The following is a 23,056-nucleotide window of genomic DNA, read 5'->3' as shown; positions in this document are numbered from 1 at the left end:
TAATGGCCAATAACGAACATATAAAGGCCAGACTAATAACGTGGATAGGACCTAAATTATGAAAAAGTTTATCAATAACCCTGAAAACCTGACTGTTGAACTGCTTCAAGGCTATGCAATGACTTACCCACAGAAGGTTAAAGTCATTTCAGAAAAAATTGTTGCCCGTGTAACACCTAAAGATCCAAACAAAGTTGCAATTGTGACCCTCGGTGGCGCTGGTCATGAGCCTGCGTTAAGCGGCTATGTTGGTGAAGGTATGCTTGATTACTCTGTTGTAGGTGACATCTTCGCAGCCCCGGGAGCTCCTAAGGTATTTGAAGCACTAAAAATGGCTGATTGTCCGGCTGGTGTACTTTTCATCGTTCTTAACCATGAAGGCGATGTCATGGCTGCGAATATGGCGATGGAGATGGCGAAGCGTGAAGGCATCAATGTGAAAATGTTGCTGACTCATGAGGATATCAGTGCTGGTCTGGATGCAGATATCAAAGACCGCCGTGGTCTTGCTGGTTGTGTACCGGTTTATAAGATTGCTGGTGGTGCCGCTGAAGCTGGTTTGCCTCTGGATGAAGTCTATCGTATTGCAGATAAGTTTAATCAAAATATGGCAACACTGGCTGTTGCTATGAGCAACGCAACTCATCCTCAATCTGGCATGATCATCGGTGATCTGGCGGCAGATGAGATGGAAATTGGCATGGGTCAGCACGGTGAAGGTGGCGGTGGCCGCATGAAGATCCAAAGTGCAGATGATACCGCTAATATCATGCTGGAGCAGGTTTGCAAAGCTATTGAATTGCAGGCTGGTGATGATGTGATGCTTATGATTAATGGTTCAGGTGCCACTACCTTGATGGAGATGTTCGTTGTTGCCAGAGCGTGTCACTTATCTCTTCAGGAAAAACAGGCAACAGTTGCCCGCTCTAAAGTAGAAGAAATTCTAACCGTTCAAGAAATGGCAGGTTTCCAGATGTGTATCGGCAAGTTCGATAGCGAGACACTCAAATATTGGGACGAGCCATGTAACGCTCCTTACTGGACTCAGCAGTAAGTTGTAGGGCACCACGTCACCTGATGTGGTGCATTTAAATCCCTACCGCAAATAGCCACGCGCACAACCTAGCTTATGCGTGTAGGGATTCTTTTTGCCTAAATTCAGCAAATAGGCAGGTTTGAGATGAAAAAGTCAGGAGATGGATCATGACAATTTTTAATCAGGATTTGTTGTTCGGAATGTTTGAAGCGGCGTCGAAAAACATAGAGGCTCAGGTTCCTCTTCTCAATGAGTTGGACGGAAAAACCGGCGATGGTGACCATGGTACAACCATGTTGCGAGTATGCCATTGCATTGATGCCGCATTGGAAAAAGAGCCAGATGACTGGAATCAGCAGGTCGACGCGTTGGGCTGGGACATCATGAGTCAAGATGGAGGCTCCGCCGGAATGTTGGTGGGAAACCTATTCCTGGGCATCGGTTCTGGATTGATAGAACAAGAGCTGGAACCAAAGCAGGCGGCAGCGGCGATCCGCTGTGGTGTAGATAGAGTTCTGCAGTTTAGTGGTGCTCATCAGGGGGACAAAACTATGTTGGACGCACTGATACCTGCAACTGAAGCTCTGGAAAAAGAAGCAGAAAACGGAGCGGATATAGAGGCCATGTTTGAGTCTGCAGCTAAAGCAGCGCGAGAGGGAGCGGAAGCGACTAAGGCGATGGTGCCTACTCGTGGACGCGCAAAGAACATGGGAGAAAAGGCCGTTGGGTACATAGACCCTGGGGCGACAAGTATGGCGATTCTGTTTGAATCGTTTAATCAGGCTATTCATGAAAAGCATTAAGGAGCAAAACGATGGCAGATAAAGATGGATTAAAGATGGCAAAAGATTACGGCCTGGATAAACCGGTTGAGCATCAGGCTTTTCATGTCAAAGGTATGGATCATGTTGATTGGGGCATGAAAGACAGGCTAAGCCGGATTTTCAATCCGAATACAGGTAAAACCGTCATGTTGGCTTTTGACCATGGTTATATGGCTGGCGCTATGTCAGGTCTGGAAAGAATGGACCTCTCGATTGAACCGCTAGCACCTTATGCCGACGCACTAATGGCAACTCGTGGTGCACTGCGAAGTTGTATCCAACCGATTCACAACAAACCTGTAATCTTGCGGGCAAGTGCGGGTAGCACGGTTCTTAAAGATGATATGAGCCATGAAGTTGTGGGTGTTGATATTGATGATGCGGTTCGAATCAACGCTGCATGTCAGGCCGTTCAGGTATTTGTTGGTGCGGATGGTGAATGTTCCAGCTTGCAGAACCTTGTAAATACTGTTGATGCTGGTGCGCGTCTAGGAATCCCAACCCTGGGTGTAACCGCAGTTGGTAAGCAGATGGAACGGACACCTCGTTACTTCTTACTGGCTACCAGGGTAATTGCTGAGCTAGGGGCTCAAATTGTCAAAACCTATTACTGCGATGACTTCGAAAAAGTGGTTGCAGCTTGTCCGGTACCTATTGTGGTAGCTGGTGGTAAAAAGCTACCTGAGCCAGAAGCGTTTGAGCTTGCCTACAAATCGATACAGTCAGGTGCTGCAGGTGTCGATATGGGACGAAACGTATTCCAGGCAGAAGACCCGGTTGCAATGATTAAGGCTATCCGTGGAGTGGTTCATGAAGGACTGACACCACCACAGGCATTGGACCTATACCAAACAGAGAAAAGCGCTAAAGCTTAAGGAAGGCGAATATGAAATTTTCACAGTTTATTGTTATACCGGTCATCGTTGCATTTCTGGCCTTCACGATTCAGATACTGGATCAGATACTCGCTCCAATGATGCCCGTCGCCGGTAATGTCGGTTTTGGTTGGATAGCTTTCATTGCATGGGCCATGTATTTTATGGCTGGTTGTACAGTAGAAGGCGGTCAGAAAACACTGTTTGGTTACATTGCTGGTATTATCGCCTCCGTTGCTATTATGGAGTTTGGGGCTGCGTATAGTGCTGCGGGATTTTTCGCATTCCCTATCGCTATCTTTATCGTAGTAATACCATGTATCTGCCTTGAAAGGGTTCCTTTGTTTGACTTTGTTCCTGCGTTGTTTGTAGGGGCGGGTACTTTCTTTGGATTTATGTCTTACGTTGATGGGGCAACTTATGTGACAGCGACAGTAACCGAAATGACTTATTGTGCGATTGGTTTAGCATACGGTTGGGTGACTATTCAGTTGAGAAGTCGATACGAACATTACGTAGAAACTCACGATCATTCTCACGATATGCATGCTAGTCACTAGGTTGCAGAATCTAGAGTAAATACTTTGCGCAGGGCCGCTTATGTAGCTGATACATAAGCGGCTTTTTTTCGTTATAAAAGTGTCATACAAGCAAAATTTCGCCTTTAATTTTGACAGAGGCTTGTAATTCTGTAGTTGCTTTGTATATACGCTTTTCTTTAGTTTTCAAGGCTATAGGAAATACCTATATGCGGGATTTAACATATATGCACTGTCATAGAGTGTTCAACATTGTGTAACAATATCGTCATATACGATCCCTAAAGTGGGCACCGTTCAAGTGAAACGGCAAAGAATGCCAGCAAAGGAAAATTGTAATGAAAAAGACAGTATTCGGTGCAATCGCTCTTCTAGGTGCACTAGCAGTAACTCCAGTATCAGCTAAAGAAACAATCTCAGCTGTAGGTTCTTCAAGTGTAACACCTCTAATGGAAGTGTTTGGTGAGACTTACATGAAGTCTAACTCAAACGTTTTTGTTGAAGTGCAGGGCCCAGGTTCTTCTGCAGGTGTTAAAGCTGCGAAGAACGGCAGTGCTGATCTTGGTATGTCTTCTCGTAACCTTAAGGCTGAGGAAAAAGAAGATACACTGGTTGAAATGGTTGTAGCTCGCGATGGTATCGCAGTAGTTGTAAACCCTAAGAACGAACTTAAAGGTCTGACTGCAGAGCAAGTAACTGCAATCTACAAAGGCGAAATCACTAACTGGAAAGATGTTGGTGGCGCAGATAAGCCAATCGTAGCAATCACTCGTGATACAGCGTCTGGTACTCGTGGTGCTTTCGAAGACATCATGAAGCTTAAGCGTAAGATCTCTGGCAAGAAAGTGACAGCTATCTCTGCACGTGCTCAGGTTGCTAACGGTAACGGTGCTCTGAAGACTATGGTTGCTTCTAACCCATACGCTATCGGCTACATCTCTCTTGGTACTGTAGATGAGTCTGTTACAGCGCTTTCAGTTGACGGCACTCCAGCAACTGTAGACAACGTGAAGAACGGTTCTTACAAAGTAGCTCGCCCATTCCTTGTTCTTTACAAAGAAGGCAAGCCATCTGCTGAAACTCAGAAGTTCCTTGACTGGATGCTAACTGCTGACGCTCAGGCTCTTGTAGACGGCAAAGGCTACATCTCTGTTAACTAAGTTAACCCCAACTTTATATTTTGCTCAGCCTACCATTGGGCTGAGCTCTTTACTTTACATCCCTGCTATACATTCCCTGGTATGTGAGTTTAATTATGTCCATCGTAAATAGTGAAATGCCTATGACACGCGAAAAATCAACAGGTCTGCGTCAGCAAAAGCGCGTTGACTGGAAAGAACGCATCTTTCATGGCTTATTTCTTACAAGTGCAGTGATTGGTATCGTTTCGTTGTCGATCATTGCGTACTTTATTGTTAAAGAGAGTATTCCTGCGTTTCAGGAGGCGGGTGTTGCTGGCATCGTTTTAGGCCAGGACTGGATTCCACCTGCGCTTTATGGTGTTTACACCATGATTGTCGCTTCTCTTGTTTCTACCCTTGGTGCTGTATTAGTTGGTGTGCCAATTGGTGTACTAACCGCGATTTTTATCGCAGAGATTGCGCCAAAACAGGTAGCCAATATTATCCGTCCTGCGGTTGAGCTTCTGGCGGGTATTCCTTCTGTGGTATACGGCTTCTTCGGCCTTGTAATTATCGTTCCTCTTATTCAGAACATCTTCAATGTCCCGGCGGGTAACACCATTCTGGCAGGTATTATTGTTCTGGGTGTGATGATTCTTCCGACGGTAATTACAGTATCTGAGACCTCTATTCGTGCAGTACCTCGCACTTATAAAGAAGGCTCTCTGGCACTGGGTGCTTCAAAAATCTATACCATCTTTAAGCTGCTGGTTCCGGCTGCTCGCTCAGGCATCATGACAGGTGTGATTCTGGGTATCGGTCGTGCTCTTGGTGAAACCATGGCCATTATCATGGTAATGGGTAACGCGCCTGCAATGCCGCGAGGTATTCTGGATTCTGCTCGTACCCTTACAGCAAACATCGCGATTGAAATGTCATACGCAAGTGGTGTTCATGCCAATGCACTGTATGCGACAGGCGTAGTTCTGCTGGCCTTTATTATGGTGCTTAACGGTGCTCTGCTTTACCTGAATCGTCAGAAGGCTAAATAAAGATGGATAAAGTAAAACTGAAAAAAGCGCGTCAGAATAAAGACGCCATCTTAAATGTATTTGTATGGGCAGCAGCTGCATTAACAGTAGGCTTCCTGTTCTGGATTATCTGGTACATCCTTTCTAACGGTCTTAAGTTTGTTGACTGGAACTTCATCACCGACAAGTACACAGCGACAGGTGAAGAGAAGGGTATCTTCCCGATGATCATCTCAACCATTTATATGGTTATTGCGTCTATTGCCGTGGCTGCGCCACTTGGCATTATGACGGCAATCTACCTGACAGAATATGCGAAGGTGGGAAGTAAGCTGGTTAAAGTGATTCGTTTCTGTACCGAATCTCTGGCTGGTATCCCTTCGATCATCTTTGGTCTGTTTGGTATGACCTTCTTCGTTGCGATTCTTGGCCTTGGCTTCTCGATTCTTTCTGGTGCACTGACACTGAGTATCCTGATTCTACCGGTAATCATTCGTACAACAGAAGAAGCGTTAATGGCGGTTCCACAGACATACCGTGAAGGTTCATATGGTCTGGGTGCTTCCAAAATTTACACAATCTGGCGTCTTATCCTGCCAAGTGCAATGCCAGGCATCTTAACTTCGGTCATTCTAAGTATTGGTCGTGTAATTGGTGAATCTGCTCCGGTGTTCCTAACTGCGGGTATGGTTGCGCGTATTCCTGAATCTCTGTTGGATTCTGGACGTACGCTTACGGTTCACCTATATAAGCTGACAACCGAGCTATTCACTATCGAAGAGTGGAACCAGGCTTATGGTACAGCGACAGTACTTATTGTAGTGGTGCTACTGATCAACATGGTAACTAAGTTGATTGCCAGCCGCTTTAACACTGCAACTTACTAGGCCTACAGGTCCTAATTACAGACAGAATTTAAGAATTAAGAGATAAATACCATGAGTAATAAATTTAATATTGAAAATCTGGACCTGTTCTATGGTGAGAATCAGGCGCTAAAAGCAATCAATCTTCCAATTCCAACTCAGCAGGTAACAGCACTGATCGGTCCTTCTGGTTGTGGTAAATCGACACTACTTCGTTGTCTTAACCGCATGAACGACCTTATTGAAGGTGTGAAAATCACTGGCGGTCTGACAATGGATGGTGAAGATATCTACGGCAACATCGACGTAGCAGATCTGCGCATCAAAGTTGGTATGGTATTCCAGAAACCAAACCCATTCCCAATGAGCATCTACGAGAACGTAGCATATGGTCTTCGTGCTCAGGGCATCAAAGATAAAAAACACATCGACTCAGTAGTAGAGAACTCGCTACGTGGCGCGGCACTTTGGGACGAAGTGAAGGATCGTTTGAAGTCACACGCATTTGGTCTATCGGGTGGTCAGCAACAGCGTCTGTGTATTGCACGTACGATTGCAATGGAACCGGATGTCATTCTGATGGACGAACCAACTTCGGCACTTGACCCAATTGCGACTCACAAAATTGAAGAGTTGATGGAAGAGCTGAAGAAAAACTACACCATCGTTATCGTTACTCACTCAATGCAGCAGGCGCGTCGTATATCAGACCGTACCGCATTCTTCCTAATGGGAGAACTGGTGGAGCATGATGAAACAGCAAACATCTTTGCTAACCCGCAAGATGACCGCACTAAAGGTTACGTTAATGGTGATTTCGGTTAATTAACCGGAAGAGAGATATTCACTACAATAATAAGTGATGGACCTATTGCCCCTCTGTTTGAGGGGCTTTTTTCTTTTTGGATTTAATTCACAATATATAAACGATCCTTCATTTTTCATTGATATAACAAATGATTAAGGGTAGTTTTGACTCTCCTGGCCGCCTTTTTTGAACCTGGTTTATTATGTGGCTAAGGAGATAATATGGCGAAATATCAATTTTTTGTTGTTTCAGGTGAAGAGAGAACCAAGTTTACTTTTCTTGAAATGGGTACTCAGTCATTTCTCAGGGAAAAAGATCAACTACTGAGATCTGGTTTTGAAGTGGATGGCGATGTTATCTATGCGGATAGTCCAGAAGAAGCGGTTGAACACTTCAAGTCAAACTTCACTTATGTGATGCACGACTACAACAATAACAACCTGCTGACGTCTTTGGTTCAGTACGTTGTTGATATGTTTAGCATCAGAAGGCAAAAAGAAGTTAAGCCCCCAAAGCCCCTGTTCATGGGGCTTTTGTTTTCACAGCATCTGAATCAAATTAACGAATTATCAAAAGGTTGCTCATAAATTTTGATGTGAAGCAGCCATCAATTAGCTATGATAAATCAGCTGATCGGCGTGTAATAGGCTAAAATAAGGCGATAAAACCGGATTAAGTTTGGAGCTGATTACATATGCGGGGACGATGGTATCAAGTGCTTTTGGCTACGACGATAATACACCTTTCTGCGTCCGCAAATGCTCAGTTAACCCACAGATTTATTACCCACTATATTCCTCCCTTTACTTATGAAGAAGAGGGTGAGTTTCATGGTTTCGCAATCGACATAGTAAAAGAAATGATGAGGGAACTTGGGCATCCTGTCGAATTTGAAATGTTTCCTTTTAGCCGGGGTTTACTAAAGGTTCAGACAGCGCCCAATATCGCCTTTTTTATCGTTGCCTGGCGAGAGGAAAGAGACAAAACCATTAAATGGGTTGGCCCGCTGATAACTAGCGGCGTCTATATGTATATTCACAAAGGCAATCCGGCCTCAATCAGGACGCTCGAAGACCTGCATAAGCTACCTTTCATTGGAGTAGGTCGTGGTAATTCTGACCATACTTACCTTGAAGAGCTAGGTTTTACGAACATCTACCCTACAAACGATCACCTTATTTCTTTACAAATGTTGGCCAGCGACAGGCTCGATGGCACGCCTATGAGCGAGTTGGTCATGCCGGAGTTGGCTAAAAAAGCCAAAATTGATGTGACTGAAATAAAGAAAACGGAACTTAAGTTGTATGACTCAACCCTTTATCTTGGTTTTTCTCTAAGCACGTCGGATGAAGAAGTGGAAAGGTGGCAAGCGGCATTAGATAAGATGAAAGCAGATGGGCGATACCAGGAATTGTATCGTAGGTATGTCCATCACTAATTGTGAGCAACTTTAAACTTGTACCAAAACCACTCTGCAACTAGACTAGCGCCCACTCATATCAGCCATTAGAGATAACCATGTCATTTTCTAAACTTGGATTAAGCGACCCTATCGTTAAAGCAGTAACCGAAGCAGGTTACGAGTCTCCGACTAACATCCAGAAAAAGGCGATTCCGGTTGTCTTGAAAGGCGAGGATCTAATTGCTGCTGCTCAGACTGGTACGGGCAAAACCGCTAGCTTTGTTTTGCCAATTCTGGAGATGCTTAGTAAAGGTGAAACCCAACGTAAAAAACGTGTTCGCGCTGTAATTCTTGTTCCTACCAGAGAGTTGGCTATTCAGGTTGAGAAGAGTATTGAGGTATATGGTAAACACCTTGGTCTTAAAGCTATGGCGATATTTGGTGGTGTGGATGATGCGCCGCAAAAAGCGCGCCTGATTGAAGGTATCGATATTCTGGTTGCGACACCTGGGCGTCTGATTGACCTCTATGGGCAGCGCGCTGTTCATTTTGATGAAGCTGAAATTCTGGTTCTGGACGAAGCAGACAGAATGCTGGATATGGGCTTTATCGAAGACATTAATAAGATCATCGCCCGCTTACCTGAAGATATTCAAAACCTGCTATTTTCTGCGACTTTGTCGAATCCGGTTCGAGATCTTGCGAGATCGGCTATCAACGATCCGCATGAGATCAGTATTACCAAACACTCAGCATCTAAAGCCAATATTGAACAGTGGCTGATCACAGTTGATAAAGATATGAAGTCTTCTCTTCTTAGTCATCTGTTAAAAGAGGAACGCTGGGAGCAGGCTCTTATCTTTATAGAAACCAAGCATGGTGCAGCCAAACTGGTCTCTCAGCTCGAGAAGCGTGGTATCGCAGCTGATGCCATTCATGGTGGGCGAAATCAGGCGTCTCGTAACAAAGTTTTGGAATCATTCAAATCTGGTGAACTAAAGTACCTGATTGCAACAGGCGTTGCTGCTCGTGGTATTGATATCGATAACCTGCCGTGTGTGATTAACTACGATTTGCCTTATCCTGCAGATGAATATGTTCACCGAATTGGTCGTACTGGACGCGCTGATGCAGCAGGTGAAGCAGTATCTCTGGTATCTAAAGATAACTTTAAGAATCTGTGTATGATTGAAAGCCGCCTGGGGCATCTTATAGAGCGGCGCACAATTGAAGGATTTACTCCAAAGAAAGAAGTTCCGATTTCAATTCTAAACTATGTACCTAAGCATAAGCGCAAAGAATAAAGGTAATAACCAAATCTATTAACGGCTCGTTAGTTCTTCAGCTTTCTCTTTTGAGCCGTTAATAAGCCCAACCTCTTTTAGGTATCGAAGTTTCATTCTTTCAACTTTAGCAAGTAGCTCGTCTGCTTTCTTTTGAGTTTTGATAACCTTGCGCATGTTGTCACGGCCAGCTTTGTAGTCGTCATAATGATCTTCGTCGTAGCAGTAATCAGCCAGTTTTTCCCATAGCTCTTTGGCCGTTTTAAGCTTTTTCATTGTCGCCAGAATTTTACTTCTGAGTTTATTTAGCGTGAGAACTTCGTTCATAAAGAGCTCTTTTTGCGCAATAAGAGCTTTTTTAGCGTTTTCATTCTTTCCTACCCAGACCTTAAGCAGCGTATCAGAGTCATAATGATCCTGAAGAAACTCATAATCGTTATAGATAACAACGGCTTCGTTTACTAGGCTAACATTGCCGTTGTACCTCTTCTCTTGCTTCTTGTAGTACTCGGTAGAGGTTTCCCAGTTTTTAGTAGTACAGTATCTTGCTGCTACTAATTCTGAATAAAACATAAACAGGCAAGAAATGATAATCAGCAATGATTTATTCATATAGCTACCCGGTTTGTTGAATTGCTTTTATACAGTTCTTACCGGCGTCTTTAGCCAGATAAACAGATTTATCTGCCGCTTTTATTAGCGCACTGGCATCGCTCATAGCAGAATCAAGTTCTGCAACACCTACGCTGATGCTTCCCTCCCAACAAAAACCATCGTATTGAACTTTGATTGCTTGAACCTTTGTCAGAACAACATTCGCAAGCCTGATAGCACTTTTTAAATCCAGCCCGGGACAAATGACAAGGAATTCGTCACCACCAAGTCTGCATACCTCATCCTCTTCCCGGTATCTTGATATAAAAGTTTCTGCAAGTAGTTTTAGAAGATCATCTCCGGCATCATGTCCCACGGTATCATTTACCTGCTTAAAAAGGTCGACATCTAGCAGCATACACGCAAGTGGAGTGTCTTCTTTGATAGCCTGCTGCCAATGGTTATTGATCGATCTCATCGCATAACGACGGTTTGGGAGCTTGGTGAGCGTATCGGTCAGTGATAGCTTTTCTAATTGACGATTAGCGTCAGAAAGTTCTTTGGTACGCTGATCCACCTTATCTTCCAGAGATTGATTCAGCAGAATAAGTTCTCTGTTTCTGTCAGAGACCTGCTCAAACATTCCTTTTAGCGCTTTAAGTAGTGGTCCTACGGCACTATCTTGTTCCCGCTCTTCATCCCGGTAAGCCTGTTCTGGAGATTGGCCGTTACGAATAGCGTTTGCTTGTCTCGCCATATTCTGATCACACCCCAATATATGGTAAACAAGCCAGTTGATGAGAAACTCAAGTAATTGGGCGGAGTGTTCCTCGTTGTGACAATCAAAAGAGTCTGTGAGCTCTTTAAGATCGAGGATAAACTTCTGATGAATGGTAATGTGTTCTTCCAGGTGATCTTCGGAAAGGCCAGCTTTTGCCATCATGTGCTCTTCTTGATCAAAGTGATAAAGCGTATATTCCGTCAGCTCGTTTAAGACTTGCGCGCTTTCTTCTGCAGTGTTTCTTTGCTCCGCAGCCATAGCACTGTATTTGTTTATCAGAGAGACCAGATATTTGTGTTGGTCGTCAACATCTTTAATACCCGTTTCGAAGCTTTTATCCCATTGAAATGATTTCATTTACAAACCTAGCCTTATAATTTTCTCTATATTATAGATTAGTAATATTTATATAAAAGCGAGCTAGTTATCGGGAGCACAAAAAAACGGCTAACATCTGCCAGCCGTTTGATTGATATTTACTCAACAATGGTTAATTGTAGTACTCCAGTTCGCACTCACTTTCTATGGAGGTGCCGGAGTTGCCTTTAAGAATCTCGTCTAATTCATAAAGAGAACCAATTACAGCTCTGCGGCCAGTCTCTTTAACAAATTTTCGAACAGCATCCACTTTTGGCCCCATAGAACCTGCAGGGAAGTCGTATTTACCAAGTTCTTCATGAGAAATGCGCTTAATGCTTCTTTGTTCTGGTGTGCCAAAGTTCTCGCAAACGTCGCCATCTGTAAGAATGATGAACAAATCAGCATCGATCTTCTCTGAAATAAGCTCTGCGGTGTAATCTTTATCTATGACACATTCAACGCCATTTAGCTGGCCGTTATCATCTCGATAGACAGGGATACCACCACCACCGCCAGCGATAACAATACTACCTGTTTCTAAAAGTGCATTGATCTGCGGGATTTCAAATATATCGACAGGCTTAGGAGAAGCTACCACCTGTCTATAGTATTCGCCATCAGGCTTGTATTGCAGGCTTGGTCGCTCAGCCATGATCTTCTTCGCTTCTTCTTCGCTGTATACCGGACCTACAAACTTAGTCAGGTTTTCGAATGCCGGGTCGGCTTTTTGTACCAATGTTTGCGTAATGATGCTGATTGGAGAGCAAGATTCGTCAGCATTTAGCAGCTCTTGCTGCAATAAGCAGCCAATCATGCCGCAGGTCTCTGCGCTTAGTACGTCCATCGGGTATGGCGTGATTTGCGGTTTCACTTCATGGTAAGTCGCGTTTTGCTCCATTAACATGCCAACTTGGGGGCCGTTGCCATGAACGATAACCAGATCATTACCTTCTGCTATTTTTGCAATGCTAGCTGATGCACGAGTGATGTTCTTTAGCTGGTTTTCCAGTGTTTGATCTTCTTTGCGCTGAAGAAGTGCGTTGCCGCCTAAGGCTAATACGATTTTCATAATTACTTTCCTAATATTTCCAACTTAACGCATACTCATTGATAGATACGCATTGGAAGCAATTCACCATTTTAAGACCCCTATACTTAATCAGTTAGAGGACTGATAAACCGTGATCAGCACTGTTTATCGATTTCTTGCGTCAATAAGGTCAGCTATGTGTGTTCCGCTCCACAAATCATGCCGTAAGTAAGGGGTATTTTTCGATATTTGATTTTCTGCTTAGGATTGTATGCAAAAATCTATACGAACCCTGTTTGAGTAAGATTGCAACAGCACTTAATAGTGGAAGTTTTGATGATGCCAGAAAACGATAAATCATTGGTTGAAAACTCAATTGAACTGCTTATCGATATAGAGCTGGAGCTACGGTTCCATAAACCTGATTCTAGTGACAGCCTTTATATCAGGGATTTGGTGATGTGGTTGAAAACAGGCTTGCCCGCATCCCGATTCTTCTATACCAAAGATGGACAAAGTCTTGCTGAAGTTGCCCGTTTTGTGGTGGATTCATCGTATATACCAGATGAAGCTATGGTGCAAAACGCGATTGACGCCACCGGTTTTAGTATCGAAGGTACGGGGGTTTCTTATCCACCAAATTGGTCAGAAGAGCAGTTAAAAGAAAGTGGAATCAATGAACCTGACAGTATGGTCGTTGTAAGCTACTGGGTTGGTGGGTTTTCCGAGGTATTGATGCCGGAAAGTATCTATTTGTCTGCACTCAAACAGTATCTGTATGAAAAGGAGAATCTTGAGTTGGTTAAGATTTTACTGCAATCGCGGGAATTTGATGTTAAAGCCGATACAGTAAGTGAGCAGTTAAACGCGGTGTATAGATATTTGCCTGAACTACAGGTTGAAATGCGTTATTTACTTAATTCAGATAAAAAACATATAGCGGAAAGGTTGTCTGATCTTCAGGTGAGCTTATCCCGGCTGAACCTTCCAGCAGACAGAAAGTTTGGTCATATCGGTTCATTCGAATTATGGTGACACTGTCAATAGATATAGAAAAGGCTGACAACTCGTCAGCCTTTTTAGTGCCTGATAATCAGTATTTAAATCATAAAGATAAACACAACTGATAGTACAGTAATAACGCCAGCTACAAAGTAACAAGCGATTTTACCTGCTGTACCAACATGCAGTTTCAGGTCATGCATACCGTGATGCAGACGGTGCATCGCATGCCACATTGGCAGTGCCAGTGTGCCGATGATAAACAGCGCACCGATAAAGCTGGTGGCAAAGTCCGCCACGCGCTCATAGCTCAGTGCTTCTGCATCAATGATGCCCAGTGGCGCAAGAATACCCAGTACCAATACGGTGATTGGGGTAATCATCGCAAACCAGGTGCCGCCAGCACCGAACAGTCCCCACCATACCGGCTCGTCTGAACGTTTTGGATTTTTATCAACCACAATAGACTCCTTACACGATGATGAGAACAATCAGGGAAATCGCCGCCACAGCGCCCCATTGAGACAAGACAATCAGCTTCTTATCCAGCAGTTTGCCCTTGATGCGGATTGGCATCACCTGAGGCATCATGCTGAAGAAGGTCTGAGCGTGGAACAGGCTACCCAGTAGTGCCAGGATATTGATGATAATCACCAGCGGGTTACCCATGAAAGACAACCATGCTTCCCAGGACTCTGGTCCCTTCACTAAACTGCCCAGACCCCAGGTCAGAAACAGGGTGAAGAAAATCAACGGCAGTACCGTTGCTTCACGCAACATGTACATACGGTAGAACTTGCTCTTCTGCCACCAGGTGGCCTTCATTTCACGAACATAAGGTTTACGGTTACTCATGTCTTACGCCTCCTGTGGTTTCATCATCGCAATGACAAAGTCTTTTGAAGACTCGACCTTGCCCTGGTTCACCGCTGCTGCCGGGTCTACGTTCTTCGGACACACCTCAGAGCAGAAGCCCACAAAGGTACAGCCCCATACGCCGTTTTCACCGTTCAGTAGCTTCATACGCTCGTCTTTACCGTTGTCACGGCTATCAAGGTTGTAGCGGTGCGCAAGGGTAATGGCTGCAGGGCCTAAGAATTCCGGGTTCAGGCCAAACTGAGGGCAGGCTGCGTAACACAGACCACAGTTGATACAGGCAGAGAACTGCTTGTATTTGGCTAGTTGCTCAGGGGTCTGGTTGTTCGGCCCATCTTCTGGTGTACGGTCGTTACCTAAGATGTATGGCTTCAGCGCTTCTAAGCGTTCAATGAACGGCGTCATGTCCACAATCAGGTCTTTCTCAATCGGGAAGTTCGCCAGAGGCTCGATGAGCATGCCATCCGGGTAGTCACGCAAGAAGGTCTTACACGCCAGCTTCGGATAGTTGTTCACCATCATGCCGCAAGAGCCACAAATCGCCATACGGCAAGACCAGCGGAACGACAGGTTTTTATCCAGGTTGTCTTTGATGTAACCCAGTGCATCCAAAAGAGACATGGTCTCATCAAACGGCACTTCAAAGGTTTGTACGTACGGCTCTGCATCTTTCTCAGGGTCATAACGCAGAATGTCGATTTTTTGTACTCGGTTCGCCATTATTTCTGCTCCTCTGGTTCGCCAGCCGCTGCCGCTTCCGCCGCTTCTTTTGCTGCTGCCTCTTCCGCCGCTGCGCCATACAGACGTGCTTTTGGCTGAGACTTAGTGATGATGACATCGCTGTAATCAATCGATGGCGCCGCATCTTCATTGAAGTGCGCCAGTGAGTGCTTCAGGAAGTCCTTATCGTCACGTTCAGTACAACCCTCATCTAAACGCTGGTGCGCCCCACGGGATTCACGACGAAGGATAGCCGAGTGCGCCATCGCTTCCGCCACTTCCAGGCCATAGCCCACTTCAATGGCGTACAGAAGGTCTGTGTTAAACACCTTACCTTTGTCTTTAATGCCGATGTTCTTATAACGCTGCTTCAGCTCAGCCAGTTTGTTGATGGTCTCTTCCAGCAGGTCTTCACGGCGGTAGATACCACAACCTGACTCCATGGTTTTACCCATTTCAGTGCGAATCTCTGCCCAGTTCTCATCGCCTTGCTGATTCAGCAGAGCATTGATGCGCTCTTCTACCGCTTGCACTTGCTTCTCAATCGATGCGTCGTTCCAGCCTTTGAACTCTTCGGCACGTTTCACCGCGTTCTCACCCGCTACGCGGCCAAACACCACAAACTCTGCCAGAGAGTTAGAGCCCAGGCGGTTAGCACCGTGCAGACCAGAGGATGCACATTCACCCACCGCAAACAGACCTTTAATCTTGGTTTCACAGTTCGGGTCACACTCAATGCCGCCCATGGTGTAGTGCACCGTTGGACGAATTGGAATCGGCTCTTTGGCAGGGTCGACGTTCACGTACGCTTTTGCCAGCTCACAGATGAACGGCAGACGCTCTTGCAGGTACTCTTCACCTAGATGCGTCAGGTCAAGATGCACCACATCACCAAGAGGATGCTCAATGGTGTTGCCTTTTTGCTGCTCATGCCAGAATGCCTGAGACACTTTGTCACGAGGGCCCAGTTCCATGTATTTGTTCTTAGGCTCGCCAACCGGGGTCTCCGGTCCCATGCCATAATCCTGGAGGTAACGGTAGCCGTTCTTGTTAACGATGATACCGCCTTCACCACGACAGCCTTCGGTCATCAGGATACCCGTGCCCGGTAGACCCGTTGGGTGATACTGAACGAACTCCATATCACGCAGTGGCACGCCATGACGATACGCCATCGCCATACCATCACCGGTTACGATACCGCCGTTGGTGTTGGTGTTGTACACACGACCTGCGCCGCCCGTTGCCAATACTACCGACTTGGCTTTAATCGTCACCAGCTCGCCTTCGGACATATGAATCGCCACCAGACCCTGCACTTCGTCGTCTTCAACCAGAAGGTCGACCACGAAGTATTCGTCAAAGCGTTTGATGGAATCGTACTTGATAGACGTCTGGAACAGGGTGTGCAGCATGTGGAAGCCAGTCTTATCGGCTGCAAACCAGGTGCGCTCGACCTTCATACCACCAAAACGGCGCACGTTGACGTCACCATTTTCTTTACGGCTCCATGGGCAGCCCCATTGCTCCATCTGAATCATTTCGCGGGTCGCGTTTTCCACGAAATACTCTACGACATTCTGCTCACACAGCCAGTCACCACCGCCAACGGTATCGTTGAAGTGGTTATCTAAGCTGTCTTCATCTTTGATGACCGCTGCTGACCCACCCTCTGCGGCCACGGTGTGTGAACGCATTGGGTAGACTTTAGAAATCAGAGCGACTTCTAAGTCAGGGTTGGCTTCAGCCGCTGCGATTGCAGTACGAAGACCGGCGCCGCCAGCGCCGATGACTGCGATATCTGTGGTTATGGTTTTCACAGCTATCCTCCAGGGTAATTTATAATATTAGAGTTATGAAATAGATATTGAGTTGGGACGAAAGTCTCATCTCAATTCAATATTTATCTCTATCGGAAATTCAGATTGCTCGACCTGATAATATTAGATATTCGAATGGTAGATTATTCTCTTAATCAATTAATAGCGCAGGAACCGTATGGTAACTAAATGAACCTTTTGTACCTTTTGTTCTCAAACTTTTACTCAAGTTTAAATATAATTACCACAATAAAGTTGCGGTCAAACATTGTAAAATGCGAATCTAAGTTAGCTTAATGTCTAAAATGCATGAAATAAATTTTAACTTTGTGATCTTAATTAAAGACTTAAGCTAAATAGTCTGCTTCGAAAGCTGGCAAATGTGGTTTCGCCTATATTAATAGTATGTTGTTCTGGTTGAGCTATGATAGATAACACAAAAGTTCATTCTTTATGTCATAAGAACACAAGTATGCTTGAAACAACAAAAAATTAATGGTTTCATATGCGCCATTGATTTTGCAAGGAATCTATTGGTAGCAAGGAAAGCTTATTCAAGGTTCATTTAGTGATAACTTTGGGGGCTGTCGATGAATAACATTGAAACTAAGTGGTTACGTGATTTTATAACTCTTGCTGAACTAGGGAGTTTCTCACAAGCTGCTTCCGCTAGGAACATTACTCAGCCAGCATTTAGCCGCCGTATAAAATCCCTTGAATCCGAACTGAATCTTGTGCTGATCGACAGAAGCAAGACTCCCATTGAACTGACCACATCCGGCAAACAGTTTAAGACTACCGCAGAATCCATTTTATTTCAGCTAGACGAAGAAGTTGGTCGTTTGTCTGGCAGCTCAGTACGGGGTCGTCATACTGTTAGGTTAAATGCTGCGCATTCCATCGCTATCGGTATATTGCCACAGATACATGAAGGTATTTTTAACCCAGCCTTAAACACAAACCTATCTATAGTTGCAAGTGAAGTGGATACTTCGATCGAGCGGTTGATCGATGGTAAAAGTGACTTTCTCTTCTCTTTTTATGACGACAGACTGCAGGTTGCACCTTATCAGTCCATCTACCTGGGACGCAGTTTTCTTTATTGTGTATCAGTTGCAGATAGTGAAGGTAAGCCGTTATTTGATATCAGCGAAAATGATGATGTTCCTAGCTTGGCCTATACGTCTGATAGCTACATGGGCCGCGCTCTGAACAAGGCGCAGCAAGCATTGACGAAGAATATAGTCTCTACCTCTTCGATGAGCGATCTCAACAAAGAATTTGTTTTGCAAGGAAAGGGAATCAGTTGGCTACCAGATTATACTATAAAAAAAGAGCTGGAATCCGGGCAGCTTGTGATTCTTAAAGAGAAAGAGCCGGTGCCACTTGATCTATATGTGTATCGTTACGTATCAAAACTACATCCGACTTGTGAAGCTATCTGGAGTCAGTTGATTAAAATAAGCCCAATCAAAGAGCTTAGCGGTTTGAACCCGAGGTTTTTTTCATAGGGCTGACAAATGAATTCATAAACTTCATACACTAACTTTGGAGTCATTAAAGAGAATTTAATCACATTTGCAGAAAGTTAGGTGATGCTATTTTGCTATACGGTCATCAAACGAAACATTTCTCAATTTAGAGATAAAAAAGTATTCTGCTTATAAATTATTAGATTGATCAAATTCATTTGACTTTTTAGTTGCTGTTTTGTTAAACGGCAAGAGTGATTATAAATAGATTGTATATCAATTATACCGCTGAATTTTTATTCATTGTGGTTGGGTTATGTTTGTCTTAATAAATGGTTTTTATATTTATAAGAATTATATCTGACTATCAATGCCAAAGTTTAAATTTATAAAATTAACCGTTATTAAGGAAACATAATATGGTAATTGTCGAGTTATTAGTTGTTCTCCTCTTTATATTTTTAGGGGCAAGAATAGGTGGTATAGGCATCGGTTTTGCCGGTGGTGCAGGTGTGATTGCACTAACTATGCTTTTGGGTTTGGATGCCGGTAGTATTCCTGTTGACGTAATCCTGATTATTATGTCGGTTATCACAGCAATTGCAGCAATGCAGGTAGCGGGTGGTATGGATTGGCTGGTTGATCTGGCTGAGCAGTTCCTTCGTAAAAATCCAAAGCGTATTACCTTTTATGCTCCTATCGTGACTTACTTTATGACCATTCTGGCAGGTACAGGGCATACCGCTTTCTCAACACTTCCGGTAATAGCAGAAGTAGCGAAAGAGCAGGGCATTCGCCCATCCCGTCCGCTTTCCATTGCTGTTGTTGCTTCTCAAATCGCAATCACAGCGTCACCAATTTCAGCAGCTGTGGTATTCTTCTCAGGCATTCTTGAGCCACTAGGTGTTGGTTACATCACGCTACTAGCAGTATGTATCCCTACAACGTTTGTTGCTTGTATGATTGGTGCGTTTGTTGCCAATATGATGGGCGGTGAGCTTAAGGATGATCCTGTGTATCAGGAGCGTATGGCAAAAGGCCTTATCAAGCTTCAAGGTAGCGCAAAGAGAAATATTCTTCCTTCTGCAAAAATGTCGGTATACATCTTCCTTGTTGCGATTATCGCTGTTGTGTCATACGCGACAATGATCAGTGGTGCGGTTGGCCTAATTGAGCATCCAACCATCGGTCGTAACCAGGCGATTATGGCAATCATGCTAATGGCTGCAACTGCAATCGTGATGATCACCAAAATTGACGCATCAAAGATTGCGAATGCTGCGACATTTAAATCAGGTATGAGTGCTTGTGTTTGTGTACTAGGTGTAGCCTGGTTAGGTGATACATTTGTATCAAGCCATATCAACGAAATTAAAGAGTTCTCTGCACACATTCTAGAACAACACCCTTGGATGCTGGCGATTACTCTGTTCTTTGCTTCAATGCTTCTATACTCCCAGGGCGCAACAACTTCGGCTCTAATGCCAGCAGCACTTGCGATTGGTGTTGCACCTCTGACAGCGGTTGCTTCATTTGCTGCGGTTAGCGCTCTGTTTGTGCTACCAACCTATCCAACACTGCTAGCAGCGGTTGAAATGGATGATACTGGCTCGACGCGAATCGGTAAGTACGTATTTAACCACCCATTCTTTATTCCGGGTGTTGTTACGATTGCCAGTGCTGTAGCTTTGGGCTTCGCTTTTGGTGGTGTATTAATCTAACTTATTAATATTTAAAATATTATAGTAAAAAGATAGGGAGCGTTGCTCCCTATTTTTTTACGTGACATACCCCAACTTTTTCGAACTTTCCTGTATGCCGAAACTGCATCAATTCATACTTTTCGGCATTGTACTTTTTTTAAATAAATAAGATTATGACTGTGTACTTCAAATGCCAACAAAGGTAGCTGTCATGATTAATAATTCAAATGGTTTTCGTATCGAAGAAGATTTACTAGGGAAATTGGAAGTTCCACAGAATGCTTATTATGGAATTCATTCTCTACGTGCGAAAAATAACTTTTCGATCTCGTCAAAAACTATTTCAGATGTGCCTGAACTTGTTAAAGGTATGATTTACACGAAGAAGGCAGCTGCTCGTGCAAATATGGAATTAGGTACTATTCCAGCCGATGTTGGTGGATATATTATCCAGGCCTGTGACCTTATTCTGGAGACAGGTAAATGCATGGATCAGTTTATCTCTGATGTGTATCAGGGAGGCGCCGGTACTTCTGTTAATATGAATGCAAATGAGGTGGTTGCTAACGTTGCGCTAGAACTTAAAGGCCACCAGAAAGGCGAATATCACATCATTAATCCAAATGATCATGTGAACAAAAGCCAATCTACAAACTGTGCTTATCCAACAGGTTTCCGTGTGGCTGTATACAACAGCATCATGCAAATGATCGCATCAATTGAGCAGCTAAAGGCTTCTTTTGATAAGAAGAGTGTAGAGTACAAAGACACAATCAAGATGGGTCGTACTCAGCTGCAAGATGCGGTACCAATGACCGTAGGTCAGGAGTTTGGCGCTTTCAGTATCTTGTTGAAAGAAGAGATCAAAAACCTAAAATACGCAGCAAACTTACTGTTGGAAGTTAACCTTGGTGCTACTGCTATCGGTACTGGTCTGAACGCTGCAGAAGGGTATCAGCAGCTAGCCGTTAAATATCTTGCTGAAGCGACAGGTCTTGATTGTGTACCTTCTGAAGATCTTATCGAAGCGACTTCTGACTGTGGTGCATACGTTACTGTTCATGGTGCGTTTAAGCGTCTAGCGGTAAAACTTTCTAAAGTATGTAACGATTTACGTCTGCTTTCTTCTGGCCCTCGTGCTGGTTTGAATGAAATCAACCTACCAGAAATGCAGGCTGGCTCATCAATTATGCCAGCAAAAGTTAACCCGGTTATTCCAGAGGTTGTAAATCAGGTCTGTTTTAAAGTTATTGGTAATGACACAACGGTAACTTTTGCCGCTGAAGCAGGTCAGCTTCAATTAAATGTAATGGAGCCTGTAATTGGTCAGGCAATATTTGAGTCGATTGAACTACTAAGTAATGCTTGTATTAATCTTGCTGAAAAATGTATCGATGGAATAACAGTTAACGAAACTGTTTGCGAGGACTTTGTATATAACTCAATCGGTATTGTTACTTACTTAAATCCATTCATTGGTCACCATGAAGGGGATATTGTTGGTAAGATCTGCGCTGAAACGGGTAAAGATGTAAAACAAGTTGTTTTAGAAAGAGGCTTGTTAAATGAAGACCAGGTAAACGAAATATTTTCTTCAAGCAACCTGATGGCACCAAAATATACTGCGGAACTGTTTAAATAACATAGGTACTCAGCGGCGGCTAAGCAATTGAGAAAGGGGGAGATCTGTCGATCTCCCCCTTTTTGTACTCCCTTATATTCCTCCTTCTTTTCCTGTCTACAGGATGAGCAAGGAAGCGTTTACATTGACTAGAATTGTGCCTGTTATGGGACATTATGTCGCAAGGAGGACAATGTGAACCCACGCCAATTAGAGCAGTTACGATTTGATGAAAGCGGTCAAAACCTAATTGTTGGAAAGGAAGATAACTGCCCGATCCCACCTGTTCAGCTTTCCGAGTTAACTGCAGATTCCCCTTTTGTATTAGAAACTTTTAGCAATGGATTAACCGCGGAAGTCTTTCACTTAAGAATCGAAGGAAAGGAGTATACGCTTAAGAAAAGAAGAGCCGTTGCGAAGGTTAACAATCTTGATGGGAGATTTTCGTTTTTAAACGAGGTTCAAAGACGATATGACCTGCAAAAGTTAAAGGATTCCCCGGATACGTCGGAATCATTCGAAAATATAGTGACAACAAATTATGCCGATTATCGATTAGGGATCATTTTGTCTCCCTGGCTGGAAGGTAACCTGCTAAATAAAGTGGACATATCTATCGTATCTCAACTGTTCTCAACCCTGCTTTCATGCGAACAATCGGGATTGTTTGAATGGGATTTGTGTGCCGGTAATATTATTGTTGATGAAAAGCAGCATTTATGGCTGTTTGATTTCGGTTATATGTATCGATTTAATCCTTTGGTTGAATTCAATAGCAACGGTACTAGTGACCCTCTCTTCAATTTCTGTGAACGATTTGAAACGCGCTACCTTTCTGGTTGGTTACTGTCCAATGCGATGGACTATTCTGAACAGATACAAATTTACCGTATGGTTAAACAAGAAGCTTTGAATACGCTGGTACGGAAGAAAGCCTGGTTGTTGTCTCAAGAGGCCAGCGATTTGGTGATTCGCCAGACAGTAAGCCTGATTGAGGAGTATCAACTCGTTCTCAGCAGCGCAGAAGAGTTGGAAACAAGGTTTGTTGTAGAGATGTTTCGTTCTCATGTGCTTGATATTGAAGACGATCTAGACGGAAAATCTTGCACGCCAGTGACAAAACAGAGAGTTAAAGAAGTCATTAAACTTCTTGATAAGCGCTATGACCTACTTAATGAAAGTGGTGCGCTTTTCTACGGTAATAGTGGTAAGAAGCGTTCTGAGTTGATCAGAAAATATATGGAAATAGAACAGCTGGTTATTGAATATCAGGTATAAAAAACGGCTGAGGA

23 protein-coding genes are annotated in these 23,056 nt (G+C 44.0%); 16 read left to right on the top strand and 7 right to left on the bottom strand.

The genetic code is table 11. The annotated features are described in order from the left end of the window. The first annotated feature begins 58 nt into the window (after window positions 1-58). From P7F88_RS08440 to P7F88_RS08390, 11 genes are all read left to right on the top strand, one after another. Window positions 59-1,054: a dihydroxyacetone kinase subunit DhaK gene (locus P7F88_RS08440; protein ID WP_277823664.1), complete on the top strand. Its 996-nt coding sequence runs from the start codon at window positions 59-61 to the stop codon at window positions 1,052-1,054. Window positions 1,055-1,203: 149 nt separating this feature from the next. Next, window positions 1,204-1,839, top strand: coding sequence for a DAK2 domain-containing protein (locus P7F88_RS08435; RefSeq protein WP_277823663.1), 636 nt, complete (start codon window positions 1,204-1,206; stop codon window positions 1,837-1,839). Between the two features lie 11 nt (window positions 1,840-1,850). Further along, on the top strand, window positions 1,851-2,735 hold the full coding sequence (gene lsrF, locus P7F88_RS08430) for a 3-hydroxy-5-phosphonooxypentane-2,4-dione thiolase (RefSeq protein ID WP_277823661.1): 885 nt from the start codon (window positions 1,851-1,853) through the stop codon (window positions 2,733-2,735). Between the two features lie 11 nt (window positions 2,736-2,746). Beyond that, window positions 2,747-3,295 (top strand): DUF1097 domain-containing protein, encoded by a 549-nt coding sequence (locus P7F88_RS08425; RefSeq protein ID WP_277823659.1) that lies wholly within the window; start codon window positions 2,747-2,749, stop codon window positions 3,293-3,295. Window positions 3,296-3,612: 317 nt separating this feature from the next. Continuing rightward, window positions 3,613-4,434, top strand: coding sequence for a phosphate ABC transporter substrate-binding protein (locus P7F88_RS08420; RefSeq protein ID WP_277823657.1), 822 nt, complete (start codon window positions 3,613-3,615; stop codon window positions 4,432-4,434). Between the two features lie 95 nt (window positions 4,435-4,529). Continuing rightward, complete coding sequence (gene pstC / locus P7F88_RS08415) at window positions 4,530-5,447, top strand: phosphate ABC transporter permease subunit PstC (protein ID WP_277823656.1); 918 nt, start codon at window positions 4,530-4,532, stop codon at window positions 5,445-5,447. A 2-nt stretch (window positions 5,448-5,449) separates the two neighbouring features. Next, entirely contained in the window at window positions 5,450-6,313 is an 864-nt protein-coding gene (gene pstA / locus P7F88_RS08410) for a phosphate ABC transporter permease PstA (protein WP_277823654.1), read from the top strand. Window positions 6,314-6,364: 51 nt separating this feature from the next. Then, the gene (pstB, locus tag P7F88_RS08405; protein ID WP_277823652.1) at window positions 6,365-7,117 is read left to right on the top strand and encodes a phosphate ABC transporter ATP-binding protein PstB; all 753 of its coding nucleotides are present in this window, start codon (window positions 6,365-6,367) and stop codon (window positions 7,115-7,117) included. A gap of 204 nt (window positions 7,118-7,321) precedes the next feature. Beyond that, entirely contained in the window at window positions 7,322-7,687 is a 366-nt protein-coding gene (locus P7F88_RS08400) for a hypothetical protein (RefSeq protein WP_277823649.1), read from the top strand. Window positions 7,688-7,821: 134 nt separating this feature from the next. Beyond that, a complete protein-coding gene (locus P7F88_RS08395; protein WP_277823647.1) occupies window positions 7,822-8,538 on the top strand; it encodes a substrate-binding periplasmic protein in 717 nt (238 codons plus the stop codon). Between the two features lie 80 nt (window positions 8,539-8,618). Then, window positions 8,619-9,806, top strand: a complete 1,188-nt coding sequence (locus P7F88_RS08390; RefSeq protein WP_277823645.1) for a DEAD/DEAH box helicase — start codon at window positions 8,619-8,621, stop codon at window positions 9,804-9,806. A gap of 18 nt (window positions 9,807-9,824) precedes the next feature. Here the strand turns inward: P7F88_RS08390 and P7F88_RS08385 are convergent, their stop codons facing one another. From P7F88_RS08385 to P7F88_RS08375, 3 genes are all read right to left on the bottom strand, one after another. After that, on the bottom strand, window positions 9,825-10,397 hold the full coding sequence (locus P7F88_RS08385) for a hypothetical protein (RefSeq protein WP_277823643.1): 573 nt from the start codon (window positions 10,395-10,397) through the stop codon (window positions 9,825-9,827). A 4-nt stretch (window positions 10,398-10,401) separates the two neighbouring features. Then, complete coding sequence (locus P7F88_RS08380) at window positions 10,402-11,517, bottom strand: GGDEF domain-containing protein (RefSeq protein WP_277823641.1); 1,116 nt, start codon at window positions 11,515-11,517, stop codon at window positions 10,402-10,404. Window positions 11,518-11,650: 133 nt separating this feature from the next. Beyond that, a complete protein-coding gene (locus P7F88_RS08375) occupies window positions 11,651-12,589 on the bottom strand; it encodes a carbamate kinase (protein ID WP_277823639.1) in 939 nt (312 codons plus the stop codon). A 297-nt stretch (window positions 12,590-12,886) separates the two neighbouring features. On the opposite strand from P7F88_RS08375, the gene P7F88_RS08370 reads away from it, so the two are divergent. Then, complete coding sequence (locus P7F88_RS08370; protein ID WP_277823637.1) at window positions 12,887-13,585, top strand: hypothetical protein; 699 nt, start codon at window positions 12,887-12,889, stop codon at window positions 13,583-13,585. 65 nt (window positions 13,586-13,650) lie between these two features. Here P7F88_RS08370 and frdD read toward each other — a convergent pair whose 3' ends face one another. The 4 genes from frdD to frdA are packed head-to-tail and all read right to left on the bottom strand — an operon-like array spanning window position 13,651 to window position 16,968. Then, window positions 13,651-14,013 carry a fumarate reductase subunit FrdD gene (gene frdD / locus P7F88_RS08365; RefSeq protein WP_338405549.1) on the bottom strand — a complete coding sequence of 121 codons (363 nt, stop codon included), beginning with the start codon at window positions 14,011-14,013 and terminating at the stop codon, window positions 13,651-13,653. 10 nt (window positions 14,014-14,023) lie between these two features. After that, complete coding sequence (gene frdC, locus P7F88_RS08360) at window positions 14,024-14,407, bottom strand: fumarate reductase subunit FrdC (RefSeq protein WP_277821440.1); 384 nt, start codon at window positions 14,405-14,407, stop codon at window positions 14,024-14,026. Between the two features lie 3 nt (window positions 14,408-14,410). Further along, window positions 14,411-15,151, bottom strand: coding sequence for a succinate dehydrogenase/fumarate reductase iron-sulfur subunit (locus P7F88_RS08355; protein ID WP_277821494.1), 741 nt, complete (start codon window positions 15,149-15,151; stop codon window positions 14,411-14,413). Beyond that, window positions 15,148-16,968, bottom strand: coding sequence for a fumarate reductase (quinol) flavoprotein subunit (gene frdA, locus P7F88_RS08350; RefSeq protein ID WP_277821441.1), 1,821 nt, complete (start codon window positions 16,966-16,968; stop codon window positions 15,148-15,150). Before frdA ends, P7F88_RS08355 begins: the two co-directional genes overlap by 4 nt. 590 nt (window positions 16,969-17,558) lie before the next feature. Between frdA and P7F88_RS08345 the strand changes: the two genes are divergently transcribed. The 4 genes from P7F88_RS08345 to P7F88_RS08330 all read left to right on the top strand — a co-directional run bounded on the left by P7F88_RS08345 (window position 17,559) and on the right by P7F88_RS08330 (window position 23,042). Beyond that, a complete protein-coding gene (locus P7F88_RS08345) occupies window positions 17,559-18,479 on the top strand; it encodes a LysR family transcriptional regulator (RefSeq protein WP_277823633.1) in 921 nt (306 codons plus the stop codon). A gap of 380 nt (window positions 18,480-18,859) precedes the next feature. Beyond that, window positions 18,860-20,161 carry an anaerobic C4-dicarboxylate transporter gene (locus P7F88_RS08340; RefSeq protein ID WP_277823631.1) on the top strand — a complete coding sequence of 434 codons (1,302 nt, stop codon included), beginning with the start codon at window positions 18,860-18,862 and terminating at the stop codon, window positions 20,159-20,161. Between the two features lie 193 nt (window positions 20,162-20,354). Beyond that, window positions 20,355-21,785, top strand: a complete 1,431-nt coding sequence (aspA, locus tag P7F88_RS08335) for an aspartate ammonia-lyase (RefSeq protein WP_277823629.1) — start codon at window positions 20,355-20,357, stop codon at window positions 21,783-21,785. A gap of 174 nt (window positions 21,786-21,959) precedes the next feature. After that, on the top strand, window positions 21,960-23,042 hold the full coding sequence (locus P7F88_RS08330; RefSeq protein WP_277823627.1) for a protein kinase family protein: 1,083 nt from the start codon (window positions 21,960-21,962) through the stop codon (window positions 23,040-23,042). Window positions 23,043-23,056 lie beyond the last annotated feature (14 nt).

Origin of the sequence: Vibrio hannami (genome assembly GCF_029589055.1) — a bacterium.
Classification (GTDB): Bacteria; Pseudomonadota; Gammaproteobacteria; order Enterobacterales; family Vibrionaceae; genus Vibrio; species Vibrio hannami.
This window is presented reverse-complemented; position numbering and strand designations above follow the sequence as displayed.

Excerpts from the sequence above, each read along its gene's own strand:
- frdC (WP_277821440.1), bottom strand. The coding sequence starts at position 14,407 with ATGAGTAACCGTAAACCTTATGTTCGTGAAATGAAGGCCACCTGGTGG.
- P7F88_RS08375 (WP_277823639.1), bottom strand. The coding sequence starts at position 12,589 with ATGAAAATCGTATTAGCCTTAGGCGGCAACGCACTTCTTCAGCGCAAA.
- P7F88_RS08345 (WP_277823633.1), top strand. The coding sequence starts at position 17,559 with ATGAATAACATTGAAACTAAGTGGTTACGTGATTTTATAACTCTTGCT.
- P7F88_RS08340 (WP_277823631.1), top strand. The coding sequence starts at position 18,860 with ATGGTAATTGTCGAGTTATTAGTTGTTCTCCTCTTTATATTTTTAGGG.
- pstA (WP_277823654.1), top strand. The coding sequence starts at position 5,450 with ATGGATAAAGTAAAACTGAAAAAAGCGCGTCAGAATAAAGACGCCATC.
- P7F88_RS08420 (WP_277823657.1), top strand. The coding sequence starts at position 3,613 with ATGAAAAAGACAGTATTCGGTGCAATCGCTCTTCTAGGTGCACTAGCA.
- pstC (WP_277823656.1), top strand. The coding sequence starts at position 4,530 with ATGTCCATCGTAAATAGTGAAATGCCTATGACACGCGAAAAATCAACA.
- P7F88_RS08380 (WP_277823641.1), bottom strand. The coding sequence starts at position 11,517 with ATGAAATCATTTCAATGGGATAAAAGCTTCGAAACGGGTATTAAAGAT.
- P7F88_RS08440 (WP_277823664.1), top strand. The coding sequence starts at position 59 with ATGAAAAAGTTTATCAATAACCCTGAAAACCTGACTGTTGAACTGCTT.
- P7F88_RS08370 (WP_277823637.1), top strand. The coding sequence starts at position 12,887 with ATGATGCCAGAAAACGATAAATCATTGGTTGAAAACTCAATTGAACTG.
- P7F88_RS08425 (WP_277823659.1), top strand. The coding sequence starts at position 2,747 with ATGAAATTTTCACAGTTTATTGTTATACCGGTCATCGTTGCATTTCTG.
- pstB (WP_277823652.1), top strand. The coding sequence starts at position 6,365 with ATGAGTAATAAATTTAATATTGAAAATCTGGACCTGTTCTATGGTGAG.
- P7F88_RS08400 (WP_277823649.1), top strand. The coding sequence starts at position 7,322 with ATGGCGAAATATCAATTTTTTGTTGTTTCAGGTGAAGAGAGAACCAAG.
- lsrF (WP_277823661.1), top strand. The coding sequence starts at position 1,851 with ATGGCAGATAAAGATGGATTAAAGATGGCAAAAGATTACGGCCTGGAT.
- aspA (WP_277823629.1), top strand. The coding sequence starts at position 20,355 with ATGATTAATAATTCAAATGGTTTTCGTATCGAAGAAGATTTACTAGGG.
- P7F88_RS08385 (WP_277823643.1), bottom strand. The coding sequence starts at position 10,397 with ATGAATAAATCATTGCTGATTATCATTTCTTGCCTGTTTATGTTTTAT.
- P7F88_RS08435 (WP_277823663.1), top strand. The coding sequence starts at position 1,204 with ATGACAATTTTTAATCAGGATTTGTTGTTCGGAATGTTTGAAGCGGCG.
- P7F88_RS08390 (WP_277823645.1), top strand. The coding sequence starts at position 8,619 with ATGTCATTTTCTAAACTTGGATTAAGCGACCCTATCGTTAAAGCAGTA.